Annotated in this window: 16 protein-coding genes; 4 read left to right on the top strand and 12 right to left on the bottom strand. The window is 70.2% G+C overall.

The window, feature by feature from the left end:
• Positions 1-135: 135 nt before the first annotated feature.
• Positions 136-2,229, bottom strand: coding sequence for a DNA primase (gene dnaG / locus BDD16_RS01280; RefSeq protein ID WP_179632259.1), 2,094 nt, complete (start codon positions 2,227-2,229; stop codon positions 136-138).
• 34 nt (positions 2,230-2,263) lie between these two features.
• Between dnaG and BDD16_RS01275 the strand changes: the two genes are divergently transcribed.
• On the top strand, positions 2,264-3,511 hold the full coding sequence (locus BDD16_RS01275) for an anion transporter (protein WP_179632258.1): 1,248 nt from the start codon (positions 2,264-2,266) through the stop codon (positions 3,509-3,511).
• Here the strand turns inward: BDD16_RS01275 and BDD16_RS01270 are convergent, their stop codons facing one another.
• The 8 genes from BDD16_RS01270 to BDD16_RS01235 form a co-directional block, all read right to left on the bottom strand.
• Positions 3,512-5,341, bottom strand: a complete 1,830-nt coding sequence (locus BDD16_RS01270; protein WP_179632257.1) for a gamma-glutamyltransferase family protein — start codon at positions 5,339-5,341, stop codon at positions 3,512-3,514.
• A 24-nt stretch (positions 5,342-5,365) separates the two neighbouring features.
• Positions 5,366-6,124, bottom strand: a complete 759-nt coding sequence (locus BDD16_RS01265) for a 3-hydroxyacyl-CoA dehydrogenase (RefSeq protein ID WP_179632256.1) — start codon at positions 6,122-6,124, stop codon at positions 5,366-5,368.
• 145 nt (positions 6,125-6,269) lie between these two features.
• Complete coding sequence (gene adk / locus BDD16_RS01260) at positions 6,270-6,923, bottom strand: adenylate kinase (protein WP_179632255.1); 654 nt, start codon at positions 6,921-6,923, stop codon at positions 6,270-6,272.
• A 233-nt stretch (positions 6,924-7,156) separates the two neighbouring features.
• Positions 7,157-7,912, bottom strand: coding sequence for a 3-deoxy-manno-octulosonate cytidylyltransferase (gene kdsB, locus BDD16_RS01255; protein WP_179635947.1), 756 nt, complete (start codon positions 7,910-7,912; stop codon positions 7,157-7,159).
• A gap of 2 nt (positions 7,913-7,914) precedes the next feature.
• Entirely contained in the window at positions 7,915-8,133 is a 219-nt protein-coding gene (locus tag BDD16_RS01250; RefSeq protein WP_179632254.1) for a Trm112 family protein, read from the bottom strand.
• Between the two features lie 11 nt (positions 8,134-8,144).
• Complete coding sequence (lpxK, locus tag BDD16_RS01245) at positions 8,145-9,179, bottom strand: tetraacyldisaccharide 4'-kinase (RefSeq protein ID WP_179632253.1); 1,035 nt, start codon at positions 9,177-9,179, stop codon at positions 8,145-8,147.
• Between the two features lie 4 nt (positions 9,180-9,183).
• Positions 9,184-9,615, bottom strand: coding sequence for an ExbD/TolR family protein (locus BDD16_RS01240; protein ID WP_179635946.1), 432 nt, complete (start codon positions 9,613-9,615; stop codon positions 9,184-9,186).
• Between the two features lie 21 nt (positions 9,616-9,636).
• Entirely contained in the window at positions 9,637-10,263 is a 627-nt protein-coding gene (locus BDD16_RS01235; RefSeq protein ID WP_179632252.1) for a MotA/TolQ/ExbB proton channel family protein, read from the bottom strand.
• 244 nt (positions 10,264-10,507) lie between these two features.
• On the opposite strand from BDD16_RS01235, the gene xseA reads away from it, so the two are divergent.
• Positions 10,508-11,740, top strand: a complete 1,233-nt coding sequence (gene xseA, locus BDD16_RS01230) for an exodeoxyribonuclease VII large subunit (RefSeq protein ID WP_179632251.1) — start codon at positions 10,508-10,510, stop codon at positions 11,738-11,740.
• 59 nt (positions 11,741-11,799) lie between these two features.
• Complete coding sequence (locus tag BDD16_RS01225; protein WP_179632250.1) at positions 11,800-12,384, top strand: superoxide dismutase; 585 nt, start codon at positions 11,800-11,802, stop codon at positions 12,382-12,384.
• Positions 12,385-12,472: 88 nt separating this feature from the next.
• On the opposite strand, the gene hpnE is transcribed toward BDD16_RS01225, so the two are convergent.
• Genes hpnE through hpnC form a run of 3 tightly spaced genes read right to left on the bottom strand, consistent with a single transcriptional unit; the run spans position 12,473 to position 15,447 of the window.
• The gene (gene hpnE, locus BDD16_RS01220; RefSeq protein ID WP_179632249.1) at positions 12,473-13,744 is read right to left on the bottom strand and encodes a hydroxysqualene dehydroxylase HpnE; all 1,272 of its coding nucleotides are present in this window, start codon (positions 13,742-13,744) and stop codon (positions 12,473-12,475) included.
• On the bottom strand, positions 13,741-14,586 hold the full coding sequence (gene hpnD / locus BDD16_RS01215) for a presqualene diphosphate synthase HpnD (RefSeq protein ID WP_179632248.1): 846 nt from the start codon (positions 14,584-14,586) through the stop codon (positions 13,741-13,743). The genes hpnE and hpnD overlap by 4 nt, the downstream gene beginning before the upstream one ends.
• A 42-nt stretch (positions 14,587-14,628) precedes the next feature.
• Positions 14,629-15,447 carry a squalene synthase HpnC gene (gene hpnC, locus BDD16_RS01210; RefSeq protein WP_179632247.1) on the bottom strand — a complete coding sequence of 273 codons (819 nt, stop codon included), beginning with the start codon at positions 15,445-15,447 and terminating at the stop codon, positions 14,629-14,631.
• Between the two features lie 123 nt (positions 15,448-15,570).
• Here hpnC and BDD16_RS01205 point away from each other — a divergent pair, with 123 nt between their 5' ends.
• Positions 15,571-16,695 carry an efflux RND transporter periplasmic adaptor subunit gene (locus tag BDD16_RS01205; RefSeq protein WP_246332439.1) on the top strand — a complete coding sequence of 375 codons (1,125 nt, stop codon included), beginning with the start codon at positions 15,571-15,573 and terminating at the stop codon, positions 16,693-16,695.
• Positions 16,696-16,719: the final 24 nt, after the last annotated feature.

Genomic DNA, 16,719 nt, shown 5'->3' with positions numbered 1-16,719 from the left:
AGGCGGGCAAGCTGGCGTGAACATCCCTGAAGGTGCAGCGCTGGCGGTGGGGGTGGCCTGGTATGACCCGTGTCGCGGGTGGCCGGGGCCGGCAGGCGCTGCTGTCACTCTTGCCGCATCGAAACCAACCTTCAATTATACAGTAGCGTTTCTGGCGGGCCGGCTCTTGAGCTGGGACCGCAGTGCAAAGAGGGCATTGCGCCGCTGGGTGGCCGCTTCCGAGAGTTCACCCGATTCCAGCAGCAGGGTGATCTCGTCCTCGACCGCCTGCAGCCGCACCCGGTCGACGACCACGCGCAGATCGTCTGCCAGCGGTGCATCGCTGCCGAGTTCGTGCAGCCGGCGGATGCGTTCCAGCAGCGCGCCCAGCCCGGCTTCGGCTGGATCCTGGGCCAGTTCGTCGAGCGCGGCGAGGATGCCGGCGGCGCCCAGCACACCCTGGTCGTGCAGCAGCCGCTCCAGCGCGGCGAAGAATCCGCCATGCGGTGCACTCTGCTGGACCAGCAATTCGTGGACCTCGCCGGGCAGATCCAGCCAGAGCTGCGCGTTCTGCACCATCAGCCAGGCGGCACGGTCCAGCAGCGACGCCGTGCGCGGCGGTGGCCGACGTGGCGACGCCATGGCCGCGCTGCCTCCCTTGCGTGCCCATGGCGGCGGATCGTTGCCGAAGCTGCGGCCCTTGCCGCCACGGCCGCCGAAGTCCTTGCCGCGCTTGCTGCGCCAGTCCTTGGCATGCTCGGGCGTGCCATCGTCCATCGGGTCGTAGCCGAGGTCGTTCGGATCGGCTTCCGGCGGCGCCTCGTCAGGCGGTGGAGCGTTGTCCCAGTCCGGCTCGTCGTGGTGGCGCGGGGCAGGGGCTGGCGCAGCGTGGGGCTGATGTTCGGCATGTCCGGGCTCTGCGCGTCGGCGGTCGCCCCGGCGCGCGCCTGCCGCCGCCCAGTGGTGCAGCAGTACATCGGCCGTCAAGCCACCGTCGCGGGCCAGTTCGACCAGCAACTGTGCTTTCAGCAACCCGTCCGGCAGCAGTTCGTACAGCGGCCGCGCCTGCGCCAGCATTCTTGCGCGGCCCTCGGGGCTGGCCAGGTCGCAGCCGTCGCCAGCCACCGCCAGCAACTGCCGCGACAGCGTGAACGCCTCGTGGATGCACGCCTCGAAGGCCTCCGGCCCACGCTCGCGGATGAAGGAGTCCGGGTCGTGCTCGGCCGGCAGGAACAGGAAGCGGAAGCTGCGCGTGTCGCTCGCGTGCGGCAGCACGGCCTCCAGCGCCCGTGCCGCCGCCCGCCGCCCGGCCGCGTCCCCGTCGAAGCTGAACACCACCTGCTCGGAGAACCGCAGCAGCTTGACGATGTGCTCGCCGGTGCAGGCCGTGCCGAGCGTGGCCACCGCGTTGCCGAAGCCGAGCTGCGCCAGCGCCACCACGTCCATGTAGCCCTCGGTGACGAGGATGAAGCCACGCTGGCGGATCGCGGCGCGCGCCTCGAACAGGCCGTACAGCTCGCGGCCCTTGCTGAACACCGGCGTCTCCGGCGAGTTCAGATACTTCGGCTCGCCTTGGTCCAGCACCCGTCCGCCGAAGCCGATCACCTCGCCCTTGGGGTTGCGGATCGGGAACATGATCCGGTCGCGGAAGCGGTCGTAGCGGCGCTGCTCGGCCGCGTCGTCGCCCTGCAGGATCACCAGGCCGGACTCGACCAGCAGCGGGTCGTCGTACTTGCCGAAGGCGCTCGACAGCCCATGCCAGCCACCCGGCGCGTAGCCGAGGGCGAAGTGCTTGGCGATCTCGCCGGTCAGGCCGCGGCCCTTCAGGTAGGCGACGGCGCGCGGGCTGTCCTTGAGCTGAGCGCGGTAGTGATTGCTCGCTTTCAGCAGCACGTCGCCGAGCGTGATCTGGTGTTCGCGGACCTTGGCGGCGCGGGCGCGTTCCTCCGGACTGTTGTCGTCGTCGGGCACGGTCATGCCCACGTCCTGCGCCAGATCCTTCACCGCCTCGACGAAGCCCAGGCCGCTGTGCTCCATCAGGAAGCCGACCGCGTTGCCGTGGACGCCGCAGCCGAAGCAGTGGTAGGTCTGGCGTGACGGGCTGACGATGAAGCTGGGGGACTTCTCGCCGTGGAACGGGCACAGGCCTTTGTAGTTGATGCCCGCTTTCTTGAGCTGCACGGCGCGGCCCACCACGTCGACGATGTCGGCGCGGGCGAGCAGGTCCTGGATGAAGCCTTGGGGGATCACGCGCGGGAGTCTAGCCGCTCCCTAGAATCACTCGATGAACGAACTTTCCTCCCTGCAGGACGGCGTGGTGCTGGCGGTGTTTGCCGTCGTCTACCTCGGCATGGTCCTCGGCAGCCTGCCGTGGCTCCACCTGGACCGCACCGGCGTCGCGCTGCTCGGTGCCATCGCCATCGTCGGCGCGGGTGTGATGACGCCGGAACAGGCGGCGCAATCCATCCACCTGCCGACGATCCTGCTGCTGTTTTCCTTCATGGTGATCTCGGCCCAGATGCGGCTCGGCGGCTTCTACAGCGCGGTGACGCGGCGCATTGCGGTCCTGCCGGTCGGGCCGGCGGCGCTGATGGGGGTCGTGATCGGGGTTGCTGCGGGACTGTCGGCCGTGTTCTCGAACGACATTGTCTGTCTGGCCGTGGCGCCGGTGCTGGCCGAGGCGTGCCTGCGGCGGCGGCTGGACCCGGTGCCCTTCCTGCTGGGACTGGCCTGCGCGAGCAACATCGGCTCGGCCGCGACGCTGATCGGCAATCCGCAGAACATGCTGATCGGCGAGGTGCTGAAGCTGCCGTTCGCGGGCTACATGGCCGATGCGGTCGTGCCGGTGCTGGCCGGGTTGCTGGCCTTGTGGGCGCTGCTGGCGTGGCAGATGCGCCGCACGCCGCCGGTGGCGGAGCCGGACCCGGCGCAGCTCGCTGCCATCGCCTCCGAAGTGCCGCCCTTCGACCGCTGGCAGACCGCCAAGGGCCTGCTGGTCGCGCTGGCGCTGGTCGGTGTGTTCCTGTGCACGGACTGGCCGCGGGATGTGGCGGCACTGGTGGGGGCGGGTGTGCTGCTGCTGAGCCAGCGGTTTCATTCGTCGAAGGTGATGGGGCTGATCGACTGGGAGCTGCTGATCCTGTTCATGGGCCTGTTCGTCGTCAACCACGCGCTGGCGCTCACCGGCTTGACGCAGCAGCTCGTCGCCTGGCTCACCACGCAGGGCATCGACCTCGCACAGCCGGCGACACTGTTCTTCACGACGCTGGGCCTGAGCAACCTGGTGTCGAACGTGCCGGCGGTGATGGTGCTGATGCCGCTGGCCAAGGGGGACCACGTCGGGCTGACGCTGGCGCTGGTCAGCACGCTGGCGGGAAACCTGCTGATCGTCGGGTCGATCGCGAACATCATCGTGGTGGATGCGGCCCGGCGCTGCGGCGTCGTGATCGACTGGCGGCGACATGCGCGCACGGGGGGGCCGGTGGCGGTGGTGACGCTGGGAATCGCGGCGGGGTGGCTGGCCGCGCAGTGATCACTCTCCCAGCACGACGCCTTCCCGCCGCGGATCGGCGCCCCCACGCCAGACCTCCCGCCCCGCGTTGCGCCCGCGGCTGATCGCCTGCAACCCGCTGGTCATCTCCACCTCGCGCACGTCGTGCCCGCGCGTCTTCAGTGCCTCGACCACCACCGCAGGAAACCGCCCCTGCTCCAGCAGCACCGGCCCGCCGGTCGTGCCGAAGTTCGGCAGGTCGATCGCCTGCTGCGGCGTCAGGCCCCACTGCAGCACGCCGTGCAGTGTCTTGGCGGTGAAGTGGATGATCAGCGCGCCGCCCGGACTGCCGCCGGTCATCGCCAGCCGGCCTTGGTCGTCGAACACCAGCGTCGGCGACATGGACGAGCGCGGTCGTTTACCCGGCTCGACCCGGTTGGCGATGGGACGCCCAGCAGCGTCCGCGGGCAGGAAGCTGAAGTCGGTCAGCTCGTTGTTCAGCAGGAAGCCGCGCACCATCTGGCGTGACCCGAAGGCGTCCTCGATGGTCGTGGTCATCGAGACGGCGTGGCCTTCGGCATCGACGACGCTGATGTGGCTGGTGCCGTATTCCACCTGTTCGGGCATCGGGGCGAGGCTGGTCTGCACGCCGCCCGGGGTACCGGCAGGCGCGACGGGCATGCGTTGCGGGCCGATCAGCCGGGCGCGCTCGCGCAGGTACACCGGGTCGAGCAGGCTGCGCCAGTCGCCCGCGGGCGCCGCGGCAAAGTCCGGATCGCCCACGTACTGTGCCCGGTCGGCAAACGCCAGCCGCGACGCTTCGGCGTAGGTGTGCAGCCACTGGGTCGAAGGTAGGCCAGCATCGGTCAGCGGTTCCTGCGCTCCCGCGGTCTGGCCGAGCATCCCCAGGATCTGGCCGATCGCGATCGCACCCGAACTTGGCGGCGGGAAACCGCACAGGCGCCACGGGCGATCGCCAGCCCGGTGGTCGAAGCACAGCGGCACGCGCTCCTTCGGCTGGTAGTCCGCGAGGTCGCGCAGGCTCAGCCGGCCCGGGTTGCCCGGGTGCTGGCGCACCTTGGCGACGATGGCCTCGGCGATGTCGCCCTCGTGCAGCGCACGGGCACCGTCCGCGGCGAGGCGGCGCAGCACGGCTGCCAGTTCCGGATTCTTCAGCACATGACCGACCGGCCAGGGGGCGCCGTCCGGCTGGTAGAAGTAGGCCGCCGCGGTCGGGTCTTTCCGGAGGTGCGCATCGGCTTTCAGCAGCGTGTGCAGGCGCGGGCTGACCGGGAAGCCGTCCCGCGCCAGCCGGATCGCCGGCTCGAACAGCACCGACCACGGCAGCCGGCCATGCCGTGCATGCGCCATCTCCAGCATGCGCACCGTGCCCGGCGTGCCGACCGCGCGTCCTCCCACCACTGCGTCATGAAAGGCGAGCGGCTTGCCGTCTGCACCGAGGAAGAGGTGCCCGTCGGCCTCGGCCGGTGCGGTTTCGCGGCCGTCGAACGCCTGGACTACGCGCCCGTCCCAGTGCATCAGGAACGTACCGCCGCCGATGCCGCTCGACTGCGGCTCCACCAGCGTCAGCACCATCTGCACCGCGATGGCCGCATCGAGCGCGCTGCCACCGGCCGCCAGGATCTGCCGCCCGGCCTCGGTCGCCAGCGGGTTCGCGGCGGCCACGGCGTAGCGGGCGGTGACCGTGCCGCGTTTGGCCTGCCACCCCGAAGCCGCCTCGGGCTGCGCAGGCGCGGGTGTGCGGGGGGCTTCGCGGGGAACTTCCGTCGTGCTGCACGCCGCCAGCAGGGCGGCTGCCAGGATCGACGTTGACAGGTGAAAACGGCGAAGGCGGGCAGGGCAGTGTGTCATGCCCGCCATCGTGTCACAGGACGCTCAGCGCGGGGCCAGCCGGATCGCGCCGTCCAGGCGGATCACCTCGCCATTGAGCATCTCGTTGGTGACGATCTGGTGCACCAGCTTGGCGTAGTCGGCCGGCGTGCCCAGCCGGCTCGGGAACGGGACGCCCGCGGCCAGCGCGTCCTGCACCTCCTGCGGCATGCCGAACAGCATCGGCGTGCCGAAGATGCCGGGCGCGATGGTCATGCAGCGGATGCCGTTCTTCGACAGGTCGCGCGCGATCGGCAGCGTCATGCCGACCACGCCGCCCTTGCTCGCCGCATACGCCGCCTGGCCGATCTGCCCGTCGAATGCGGCGACGCTGGCGGTGTTGATCAGCACGCCGCGCTCGCCGGTCGGCTCCGGCGCGTTCTTGCACATGGCTTCGGCGGCCAGGCGGATCATGTTGAAGGTGCCGATCAGGTTGACCGAGATGACCTTGCTGAACAGGCCCAGCGGGTGCGCGCCATCACGGCCGACGGTGCGGCTGGCCGGGGCGATGCCGGCGCAGCTCACGAGGCCCGCCAGCTTGCCCATCGACACGGCCTGTGCCACCACGGCACGGCCGTCGTCCTCGTTCGACACGTCGCACTTGACAAACGCGCCGCCCAGTTCGGCGGCGACCGCCGTGCCGCGCTCTTCCTGCAGGTCGGCGATGACCACCTTCGCGCCCTCGCGCGCCAGCATGCGCGCCGCGCCTTCTCCCAGCCCCGAAGCGGCGCCGGTGACGATGAAAACCTTGTCTGCGATGTCCATGTGTGTCTCCTGATGAAGTCGAGTGGAAGCCGATCCGAAAAACCGGGGGATGTTGATTGACGTTGACGTAAACGTCAATTGGGGGATGCGAAAAAGCCGCCCGAAGGCGGCTCGTCGTGGCGACGGCGCAGTGGCCGTGCCGGGATCAGCCCAGTGCGGCGAACGCGCGGGCGGTGATCTCGTCGACCGTGCCCGTGCCGCTGATGGCGCGGTACTGCGGCGCGGCGGCGTCGCCGGTGGCGGCCCACTGCGAGTAGTAGTCGACCAGCGGACGGGTCTGGCTCTGGTAGACCTCCAGGCGCTTGCGCACGGTGTCTTCGGCGTCATCGGCGCGCTGGATCAGGTCTTCACCCGTCACGTCGTCCTTGCCTTCGACCTTGGGCGGGTTGAAGACGACGTGGTAGGTGCGGCCCGAGGCCACGTGCACGCGGCGGCCGCTCATGCGCTGGATGATGGACGCGTCCGGCACGTCGATTTCCAGCACGTAGTCGAGCTTGACGCCCGCGGCCTTCATCGCGTCCGCCTGCGGGATCGTGCGCGGGAAGCCGTCGAACAGGAAACCGCCGGCGCAGTCGGGCTGCGTGATGCGTTCCTTGACCAGGCCGATGATGATGTCGTCGCCGACGAGACCGCCGGCGTCCATCACCTTCTTGGCGGCCAGGCCCATCTCCGTGCCGGCCTTGACAGCCGCGCGCAGCATGTCACCGGTGGAGATCTGGGGAATGCCGTATTTCTGGCAGATGAAGGCCGCTTGTGTGCCTTTGCCGGCGCCGGGGGCGCCCAACAGGATCAGTCTCATGGATCTCCTCGGTCTCTGTCTGTCAGCAGGTGCTGATGGCGTGATGCCTAAAGCTGTAGCGAAAACGTGAAAGGTACTGCGAATTCTGAGGTTCGTTTTGAGAATACCATGGCTCCCCTGAGTTGAAACTGACTCGACGGGGTGCGTCGCGCCGGTTGAACGTCAGGGTCTGCCCAGGGTATTGCTGCGGCGAAATCTGGGGTATCGGAGTCGAATCCCGGGCTTGTTCGACGTTATTCGAAGTGGCGCCGCACCCGTTCCAGGTCTTCTGGGGTGTCCACGCCGGGGCCGGGCCGGGTGTCGCTGACATGCACGGCGATGCGCTCGCCGTGCCACAGCACCCGCAACTGCTCCAGCGACTCGACCTGCTCGATCGGGCTGGCGCTGAGCGCGGGGAAACGGCGCAGGAAGCCCGCGCGGTAGCCGTAGATGCCGATGTGGCGCAGCGGTGCAGGGGTCGTCGGCAGGGCCGTGATGCCGTCGGCATTGCCATCGCGCCACCAGGGCAGCGGGGCGCGCGAGAAGTACAGCGCGCGGCCCGCCGCGTCGCAGACCACCTTGACGACGTTCGGGTTGACGAACTCCTCGACGCTGTCGATGGCGTGGGCGGCCGTGCTCATGACGCAGTCCGGCTGCCGCAGCAGGCCTTGCGCGCAGGCGGCGATCAGCGCCACGTCGATCAGCGGCTCGTCGCCTTGCACATTGACGACGATGTCATCGCCATCCAGTCCCAGCAACTCGCAGGCTTCGGCCAACCGGTCGCTGCCGGTGGCGTGGTCAGCGCGGGTCAGCACCACGCGCACGCCGTGCGCTGCACAGGCCGCGGCCACTTCGGGCGCGTCGGTCGCGACGACCACGTCCCGCGCGCCCGCCGTGGCGCAGCGCTGCGCCACCCGCACGATCATGGGCAGCCCGCCCAGATCGGCCAGCGGCTTGCCGGGCAGGCGGGTCGAGGCCAGCCGGGCGGGAATCAGGATGGTGCAGTCCAGGGTCATGGCGTCGGTGCGGTGTCCGGCAGCGGGAAGGGCGACGGTGGTGGCGCGTCCGGATCGACCGTGCGCGCTTCGTTTTCGAGCATCACGGCCATGCCGTCGCGGATCGGAAACGCCAGCCGGTCGGCCGGGCAGACCAGCTCGTGCGTGGCGTGGTCATGGTTGAGCGGCCCCTTGCAGAGCGGGCAGACGAGCAGTTGCATCAGGCGGGTGTCCATGGGGCGTGATGCTACCTTGCCGGCGCGGGGCCGAGCGCGTCCAGCACGCGCCGGATGAACACGGCTGGCAGCACCAGCACCAGCGGCACGATCCACACGCGCAGCCCCGGTCGTTCGGCCGCAACCCGCTGCGGATCGAGCTTGATGGCGTCCTTCTCGGTCACGACCACCTCGCGTGTCTCTGGCGGCCACGGCAGACGGGCGTGGTCGTGGTGGTCGTCCAGGGCCAGGGTGTCGATCGTCAGGCCGGCGGTGCGCAGCGCGTCAAAGAAGCGCTGCGGTTGTCCGATGCCCGCACTGGCGAGCAACCGCCGACCGCGCAGCGCGGCGAGTTGCGCGTGCGTGGCGGGCGCGCCAGACCACCAGCCGGCGAGGTCCACCGCCCCGGCGAGTTGCCGTGTCGCGCAGGCGCCGGGCAGGGCGGTGCTGGCCTTTGCGGCGTTGTAGAGCACGCACTGGTGGGGCGCGGCCGCGGGCGCGTCGATCGGCTCGCGCAGCGGTCCTGCCGGCAGCAGCCAGCCGTTGCCGGCGCCGCGCTCGTCGAACACCACGATCTCCAGGTCACGCCCCAGCCGCAGGTGCTGCAGCCCGTCGTCGCAGACCAGCACGTTCACGTCGGGATGTGCATTCAGCAGTGCGTGCGCGGCGGCGGCGCGGTCGCGGCCGACCCAGACCGGCACGCCCGTGCGGCGCTGCATCAGCAATGGTTCATCGCCGACCGCGCTGGCGACGCTGTCAGCGCCGACCGGGCGGGGCACCGTGCCCTGACCACCGTGTCCGCGCGACACGATGCCCGGGTGCCAGCCCGCCTGTTGCAGAGCGTGGACGAGGGCCAGCGTGGTCGGTGTCTTGCCGGCGCCACCGGCCACCCGGTTGCCGACGACGATGACCGGGCAGGGCAGCCGAACGGTGGTTTTCCAGCCCCGCCGGTAGAGCAGGCGCCGCAGCCCGACCAGCGCCCCGTGCAGCGCGCCCAGCGGTCGCAGCGCCCATTGCGCCGGCCCGCCATCACGCCAGACGGCCTCCAGCCGTGCCGCTGCAGTCACCGGCTCACGGGCCCTTGCCGCCGCTGCGGGCGCTCTGGGTGGCGAAGGTGAGTTGCACCAGCCCGGCCCGGCGTGCCGCGTCCATCACGTTGATCACGCTCTGGTGCGCGGCCATCGCGTCGGCCGAGATGATCACGGTGCGGCCCGCGTCGCCCTGCGCGGCCGCACTCAGCGCGTTGGTCAGCACCTCGATGCCCACGCCCTCGACCGGCTGCTTGTTGATCGTGTAGACGCCGTCCGAGGACACGCCCACCACGATCTCGCGCGGCTGGCTCTCGATCCGGTTCGACTCGGCCACCGGCAGCGTGATCTTCAGCTGCGTGTACTTGGCGTAGGTGGTGGTGAGCATCAGGAAGATCAGCACCACCAGCAGCACGTCGATGAACGGGATCAGGTTGATCTCCGGCTCCTCGGGGCGGCGGTGACGGAAGTTCATGGCCATGGTGCGCGTCTCCGCTCAGCGGCGCGGGGTGCGCTGCAGCAGCTGCGGCAGCAGCCGCTCGGCGCCTTGCTCCAGCGTCAGCACGAACTCGTCCACCTGGCCGCGGAAGTAGCGGTAGAACATCAGCGACGGGATCGCCACGATCAGGCCGAAGGCGGTGTTGTAGAGCGCGACCGAGATGCCGTGCGCGAGCTGCTCCGGGTTGCTGCCCGAGGTGGGCGACTGCGCACCGAAGATCTCGATCATGCCGACCACCGTGCCCAGCAGGCCCAGCAGCGGCGCGGCCGAGGCGATGGTGCCCAGCGCGTTGAGGTAGCGCTCCAGCTGGTGCGTGGCGATGCGGCCGGAGGTCTCGAAGGCGTTGCGCAGCTGAGCCTCGTCGCAGCGGGGGTCGGCCATCGCGGCGCGGATGCCGCCCGCCAGCACCGTGCCGAGCACCGAGTTGCCGTGCAGCTTGTCGACCACGTCTGCGGAAGGAAGGCTGCTGCGCGTGACAGCGAGCACTTCGTCCAGCAGCTTGGGCGGTGCGACCTTGGCGGCGCGCAGGCTCATGAAGCGCTCGATGATGATGGCCAGAGCGGCGATGGAGCACAGGATCAGCGGCCAGATTGGCCAGCCAGCGGCTTGTATGATCGAAAACAAGGGTCGTTCCCCGGGGTGAGGTGGACATCCGCAGCCGAGCGCGGCGCGGCGCAGTGCCGACGATTATGGCCTCAAGGTGGACTGCTCAACGCTTGGGCAGCGTGGGACTAGCGATCCAGTTTCTCCCCCGCTGCTGTGGATAACGTTGGGGAGAAGCTGAGGATGACGGCGCCAAGTCCTTGTCAGGGCAGTGTTTTTGTTGGATTGCCTGTTTTTTAATCAACCATGAAGTTGTGAATTCCTGATGAATACCGCGAACGGCGCCCGGGTCTGGGACGTGGCCCTGCTGGTGCAGGCCATCGGCGACACGCTGCAGACGCGCTTCGGCGCCGTCGCCGTGCGGGGTGAGCTGGCCGGCTACACCCGTGCGTCCAGCGGCCACTGCTACTTCAACCTGCGTGCGGCGGACGGCAGCGCTGGCCTGCGTTGCGCGATGTTCCGCCGCGCCGCCGGCTTCCTCGACTTCTCGCCGCGCGACGGCCAGGCGGTCGAGCTGCGCGGCAAGCTGGCGGTCTACGAGCCGCGCGGCGAGCTGCAGATGATCGTCGAGGCCATGCGCCCCGCTGGCGAGGGCGCGCTGATGGAGCAGTTCATGCGCCTGAAGGCCCGCCTCGAAGGCGAAGGTCTGTTCGACGCCGAGCGCAAGCGCCCGCTGCCCGGCTTTCCGCGCCGCATCGGTGTCGTCACCTCGCTGGCCGCGGCCGCACTGCACGATGTGGTGACCGCGCTGCGCCGCCGTGCGCCCCATGTCGAGGTCATCGTCTACCCGGCGCCGGTGCAGGGCACCGAGGCGCCGCCGCTGCTGGTGCGCGCCATCACCGAGGCTGGGCGGCGGGACGAAGTCGACGTGCTGATCGTCTGCCGTGGCGGGGGCTCTCTTGAAGACCTCTGGGCGTTCAACGACGAGGCCGTCGTGCGGGCGATCGTGGACTCGCCGGTGCCGGTGGTCTGCGGCGTGGGCCATGAAACCGATTTCACGCTGGCTGAGTTCGCTGCTGACCTGCGCGCACCGACCCCCACCGCCGCGGCCGAACTGGTCGCGCCCGAGCGGGCGGCCTGTCTGGAGACGCTGGCGCAGCGGCAGCGACAGTTGCAGCAGGGGCTGCAGCGCCGGCTCGACCGCGAGGCGCAGCGGCTGGACCGCGCCGCGCTGCGCCTGTCGCGACCGAGCGAGCTGCTGGGCCAGCACCAGCAACGCCTCGCCTTGTTGGCCCAGCGCCACGCGGCGGCGCTGCCTCAGGCGCTGCAGCGGCGCGGCCAGCGGCTTGATGTGCTGGCGGCGCGGCTGCAGGCGCTCGACCCGGCCCGCGTGCTGCAGCGCGGCTACGCCTGGGTCACCGACGCCGAGGGCCGCACGCTCGTCAGCGTCGGGCAGGTGCAGCCCGGCGCGGCGCTGACGGCGGTGCTGCGCGACGGGCAGGTGCGGACCACGGTGACCGCTGTCGAGCCCAGCCCGCCCCACCAGAGCGCGGAATGAGCGCCGTGCCTACAATCGCAAAGTCGGATTTCACCCCGTTCACCCACAAGAGGAACCCCATGGAACACACCCTGCCCGCACTCCCGTTCGCGATGGACGCCCTGGCTCCGCACATGTCGAAGGAAACCTTCGAATACCACTACGCCAAGCACCACCAGGCGTATGTCACCAACCTCAACAACCTGATCAAGGGCACGGACTACGCCGACCTCGATCTGGAAGCCATCGTCAAGAAGGCCCCGGCCGGCGGCGTCTACAACAACGCGGCGCAGGTCTGGAACCACACCTTCTTCTGGAACTGCCTGAGCCCGAACGGCGGCGGTGCCCCGACCGGCGCGCTGGCCGACGCGATCAACGCCAAGTGGGGCTCGGTCGACGAGTTCAAGAAGGCCTTCCAGGCGTCCGCCGTCGGCAACTTCGGCTCCGGCTGGACGTGGCTGGTGAAGAAGGCCGACGGCTCGGTCGACATCGTCAACATGGGCGCCGCCGGCACCCCGCTGACGACCGCCGACAAGGCCCTGCTGTGCATCGACGTGTGGGAACACGCCTACTACGTCGACTACCGCAACATGCGCCCGAAGTTCGTCGAGACCTTCCTGAACAGCCTGGTGAACTGGTCGTTCGCGGAAGCGAACTTCGCCTGAAGTAGACCGAATGCGCTGAGGGTTCGCCCCCGTGCGATGGGAGCCGGCCTGTGGGCCGGCTTTTTGCATTCTGGCGACGGAGCCTGAATCAGCGCGAGGTGGCCAGACCACTGCGCACGGCGCCCTCCAGCGTCGCTGGATACGGGCCGTCCACGTGATCCCCCGCCGCGCTCAGCCCCGCTGCGATCTGCGCGACTGGCCGACGCAACCCCGGCGCACACCGAAACGTCGCCCGCTTCTCCGCCACCAGCTTCAGCAGCGTGGCGTCGGCCGACCCTTCGCCGCGCAGTACCGACCGCGCCTGCGCCAGCAAGGCCGCGCCGGTCGCTTCCATCCCTTGCGCGACCCACGGCGCCGCGCCGCTGACCACAAACGCGAACAGCCCTGGCGTCATGCCCAGCGCGCCATGGTCGAACGCGAACTGCGCTGGCGCCTGCGGACCCTCTGCGAGCGCCACCATCGGTGCAGCGAGCCGGGCATTCGCGGCTTGCACATAGCCGGTGACGATCGGCTCGTACCCGAACGCTGCCGCACTGGCCGACCATGCCGGGGCGATGTCGCGGGTCAGCCGCGCCGCCTCGCTGGCGCTGCAGGCGAGCACCACGCGGTCGAACGCCGCGTCATCGACCGTCCAGCCCGCGCCATCCGCCCGTGCCGCCAGCCGCTGCACACGCTGCCCGATGCGCAGCGTCGCACCGTGCTGCTGCAGCCAGCGCAGCGCCGGTTCGGGCAGCAACTCGGCGAGCGGACGCCGCGGAATCAGCAGGTCGCTGGCGCCCGGTCCGGAGAACAGCGCGTCGTGCAGCACCCGCAGGAACACGGTCGCGCTGGCCGCCTCGGCGGGCGTGTTCAGCGCCGCCACGCACAGCGGGTCGATGATCTCGGCGCGGACGCGCACGGGCAGGGCGGCGGTCAGCTGCGCCACCGTCCACGCCGGGTCGCAGCGAAAGCGCCGCAGCATCCAGCCCGCTGCCGCGTTGCTCAACGCCAGCCGCTCGCGCAACGACCAGTGCCGCATCGCCCAGACCGCCCGCGTGAACGCGATGACCGGGTGCCCCGTCGGCAGCCGCAGGCCGACGCCGTCCTGGTCCAGCAGCGCCAGCGGCGTGCGCAGCAGCACCGTGTCGGGATCGACGCCGACGCGGCGCATCAGGCCGAGTGTCACGGTGTAGGCGCCGATGAGAATGTGCTGGCCGTTGTCGAGCCGCAGCTCGCCCGGCTCGGCGGCGAGGCTGCGGGCGCGGCCACCGGCTTGCGGCGCCATCTCGAACAGCGTGACGCGCTCGCCCGCTTCGACCGCGGCCACCGCCGCCGCCAGCCCCGCCCAGCCCGCGCCGACGATGGCGACCGAGGAGGTCACCGCCCGCGCCAGTTCGTCTGCATCGCGATCCAGAGCTTCCTCACCGGCGTCAGCGAGATGCGCTGGTGCAGCACCTGGAACTGGTTCGCCTCGATCTCGCGCAGCAGCGTGCGGTAGATGTTGGCCATCATCAGCCCCGGTTTCTGCGCGCGGCGGTCGGCGTCGGGCAGCAGCGCGAGGGCTTCGTCGTAGGTGCGGTGGGCGCGATCAGCCTGGAACTTCATCAGCGCGGTGAAGCGTTCGCTGTAGCCGCGGTTCAGCACCTCGTTGGCCTTGACGTCGAACTGCTTCAGCTCGTTCACCGGCAGGTAGATCCGCCCGCGCCGCGCGTCGTCGCCCACGTCGCGGATGATGTTGGTGAGCTGGAAGGCGAGGCCCATCTTGTGGGCGTAGGTGGTGGTCTGCGGATCGGTCTGGCCGAAGATGCTGGCCGCGACCTCGCCGACGATGCCCGCAACGAGGTGGCAGTAGCGCTGCAGGCCGGGGAAGTCGAGGTAGCGGCTTTGCTGCAGGTCCATCTCGCAGCCGTCGATCACGGCGTGCAGGTGCGCAGCGGTGATGTTGTAGAGCGGCGCGTGCGGCATCAGCGCCTGCAGCACCGGGTGCTGCGAGGGCTGGCCGGCGAAGGCCTTGGCGACTTCCGAGCGCCACCACGCCAGCTTGGTCGCGGCCACGCCGACATCGCTCGTCTCGTCCACCACGTCATCGACCTCGCGGCAGAACGCATAGAACGCGGTGATCGCGGCCCGGCGCGGCGGCGGCAGGAACAGGAAGGCGTAATAGAAGCTGGAGCCGCTCTTGGCAGCCTTCTCTTGAACGTAGTGTTCGGGCGTCGTCGTCATGGGGCGGGATTGTCTCAGTGAACGCGGTGCGTGCCGTGGCGCTCACATGACCATCGCGCGCCACAGCAGCGCGGGCGCATCGGCGATGCCGATCTTCGGCCGCCGCCGCAGCACCTCGAACTCCATCGCCTCGATCTTGTCCAGGATGCGCAGGCCCCCTTGCACCACCAGCCGCAGCTCCCAGCCGGTGCGCCCCGGCAGCCGCGTGGCCAGCGGCGCGCCGGACAGCATCAGCTCCCGTGCCCAGCACACCTCCTTCTCCACCAGCGCCCGCGTCGCCCCGGTGTCGCGCTGGCGCATCAGGTCCGGCACGCCCACACCCACCTCGGCGCAGTCGAGCAGCGGCACATACAGCCTGTCACGCGGCAGGTCGACACTCAGGTCTTGCCAGAAGTTGATGAGTTGCAGCGCGGTGCAGATCGCGTCGGACTGCGTCAGCGATTCGAGGTCGCGCACGCCGTAGAGGTGCAGCAGCAGCCGCCCGACCGGGTTGGCCGAGCGCTTGCAGTAGTCGAGCACCGCGGCCCGGTCCGGGTAGCGGCGCTGGTGCGTGTCCTGCTCGAAGGCCGACAGCAGTGCCTCCAGCAGCGGCAAGGGCAGGTGGTGCCGGCGGAACATGGCGGCCAGCGGCACGAAGACGCCTTCCCAGCGCGGCGTCGGCGCATGGCCGCGGGCGACGCTGCGCAGGTCCTCGCGGTAGGCGTCGAGGTCGGCCAGGCGCTGCTCGGGTGTCGCGTCGCCCTCGTCGGCGATGTCGTCGGCCGTGCGGGCGAACCAGTAGATCGCGGTCACCGCAGGCCGCAGTGCCGGTGGGCACAGCACCGAGGCGACGGGGAAGTTTTCGTAGTGGTCGACGCTCATGGGAACCGGGCGAGGCAGTGCGAAGGCGGGATCGTGATTATCGCCACGGTTCTGCGCAGGAATTGACAATGGTTCAAACGGACTCGTACATTACTGACCAGTCAGTCAGTTTGGAGTTTCCCCATGCGACCCCGCCCCATTCGCGTCCGCCGTCCCCTGCCGATGGCCCTCGGCCTGTCGCTGCTGGCCTTGCTGGCCGCCTGCTCGAAGCCTGCGCCCGCGCCGGAGCCGATCCGCGCCGTGCGCACCCAGAACGTCAGCACCGGATCGGCCACCGCGCAGCAGGAATACGCCGGCGAGATCAAGGCGCGCACCGAGACGCGGCTGGGTTTCCGGGTCGGGGGCAAGCTGATGAGCCGCTCGGTCAACCTGGGCGACGAGGTGAAGGCGGGGCAGGTGATCGCGCAGCTCGACCCCAGCGACCTGAAGCTGGGCCAGGACGCCGCCGCTGCTGGTCTGCGGGCCGCCCAGGCGAACTGGGACCAGGTGAGCGCCGACCTGAAACGCTACCGCGAGCTGTTCGCCCAGGGCTTCATCGGCGCAGCCGAGCTGGAGCGCCGCGAAACCGCCGTCAAGGCGGCCCAGGCCACGCTCGACCAGGCCCGTGTCCAGACCAGCGCGCAGGGCAACCAGACGCAGTACACCCGCCTCGTCGCCGATGCCGCTGGCGTGGTGACGGGCGTGGATGCCGAGCCGGGCACGGTCGTCGCCGCCGGCACGCCCATCGTGCGACTGGCGCTGTCGGGCGCACGCGATGTGGTGTTCAACGTGCCGGAGGACCGGGTCGCCTCGGCGCGGGCCCTGCTGAAGCAGCCGGGCGCGCTGCAGGTACGCCTCTGGGGCGCGACCGGCGAGCCGGTGCGCGCCACGCTGCGCGAACTCGCTGCCGCAGCCGATCCGACCACGCGCACCTTTGTGGCCAAGGCCGATCTGGCCGCAGGCGACGTGCGCCTCGGCCAGACGGCCACGGTCGCTTTCGACCTCGTCAAGCGGGATGCCGTGACGCATCTGCCGCTGGCCGCGGTGATGGAGCAGGGTGGCAAGAGCGTGGTCTGGCTGCTGGACGCGGCCACGATGACGGTCAAGCCGCAGCCGGTGCAGATCGCCGGGGCGGACGGCAATCTGGTGCTGGTCAGCGGCGGCGTGCAGGCCGGGCAGGAAGTGGTCACGGCGGGCGTGCATGTGCTCACCGCGGGCATGAAGGTCAAGCGCTACGTCGAGCCGGTGCGTCCGGCGGCGTCGCGCTGAGGCGGGCAGAAGGTTCGGTGCACA

This window comes from Sphaerotilus montanus (assembly GCF_013410775.1).
In the GTDB taxonomy this organism is placed as follows: Bacteria; Pseudomonadota; Gammaproteobacteria; order Burkholderiales; family Burkholderiaceae_C; genus Sphaerotilus; species Sphaerotilus montanus.
This window is presented reverse-complemented; position numbering and strand designations above follow the sequence as displayed.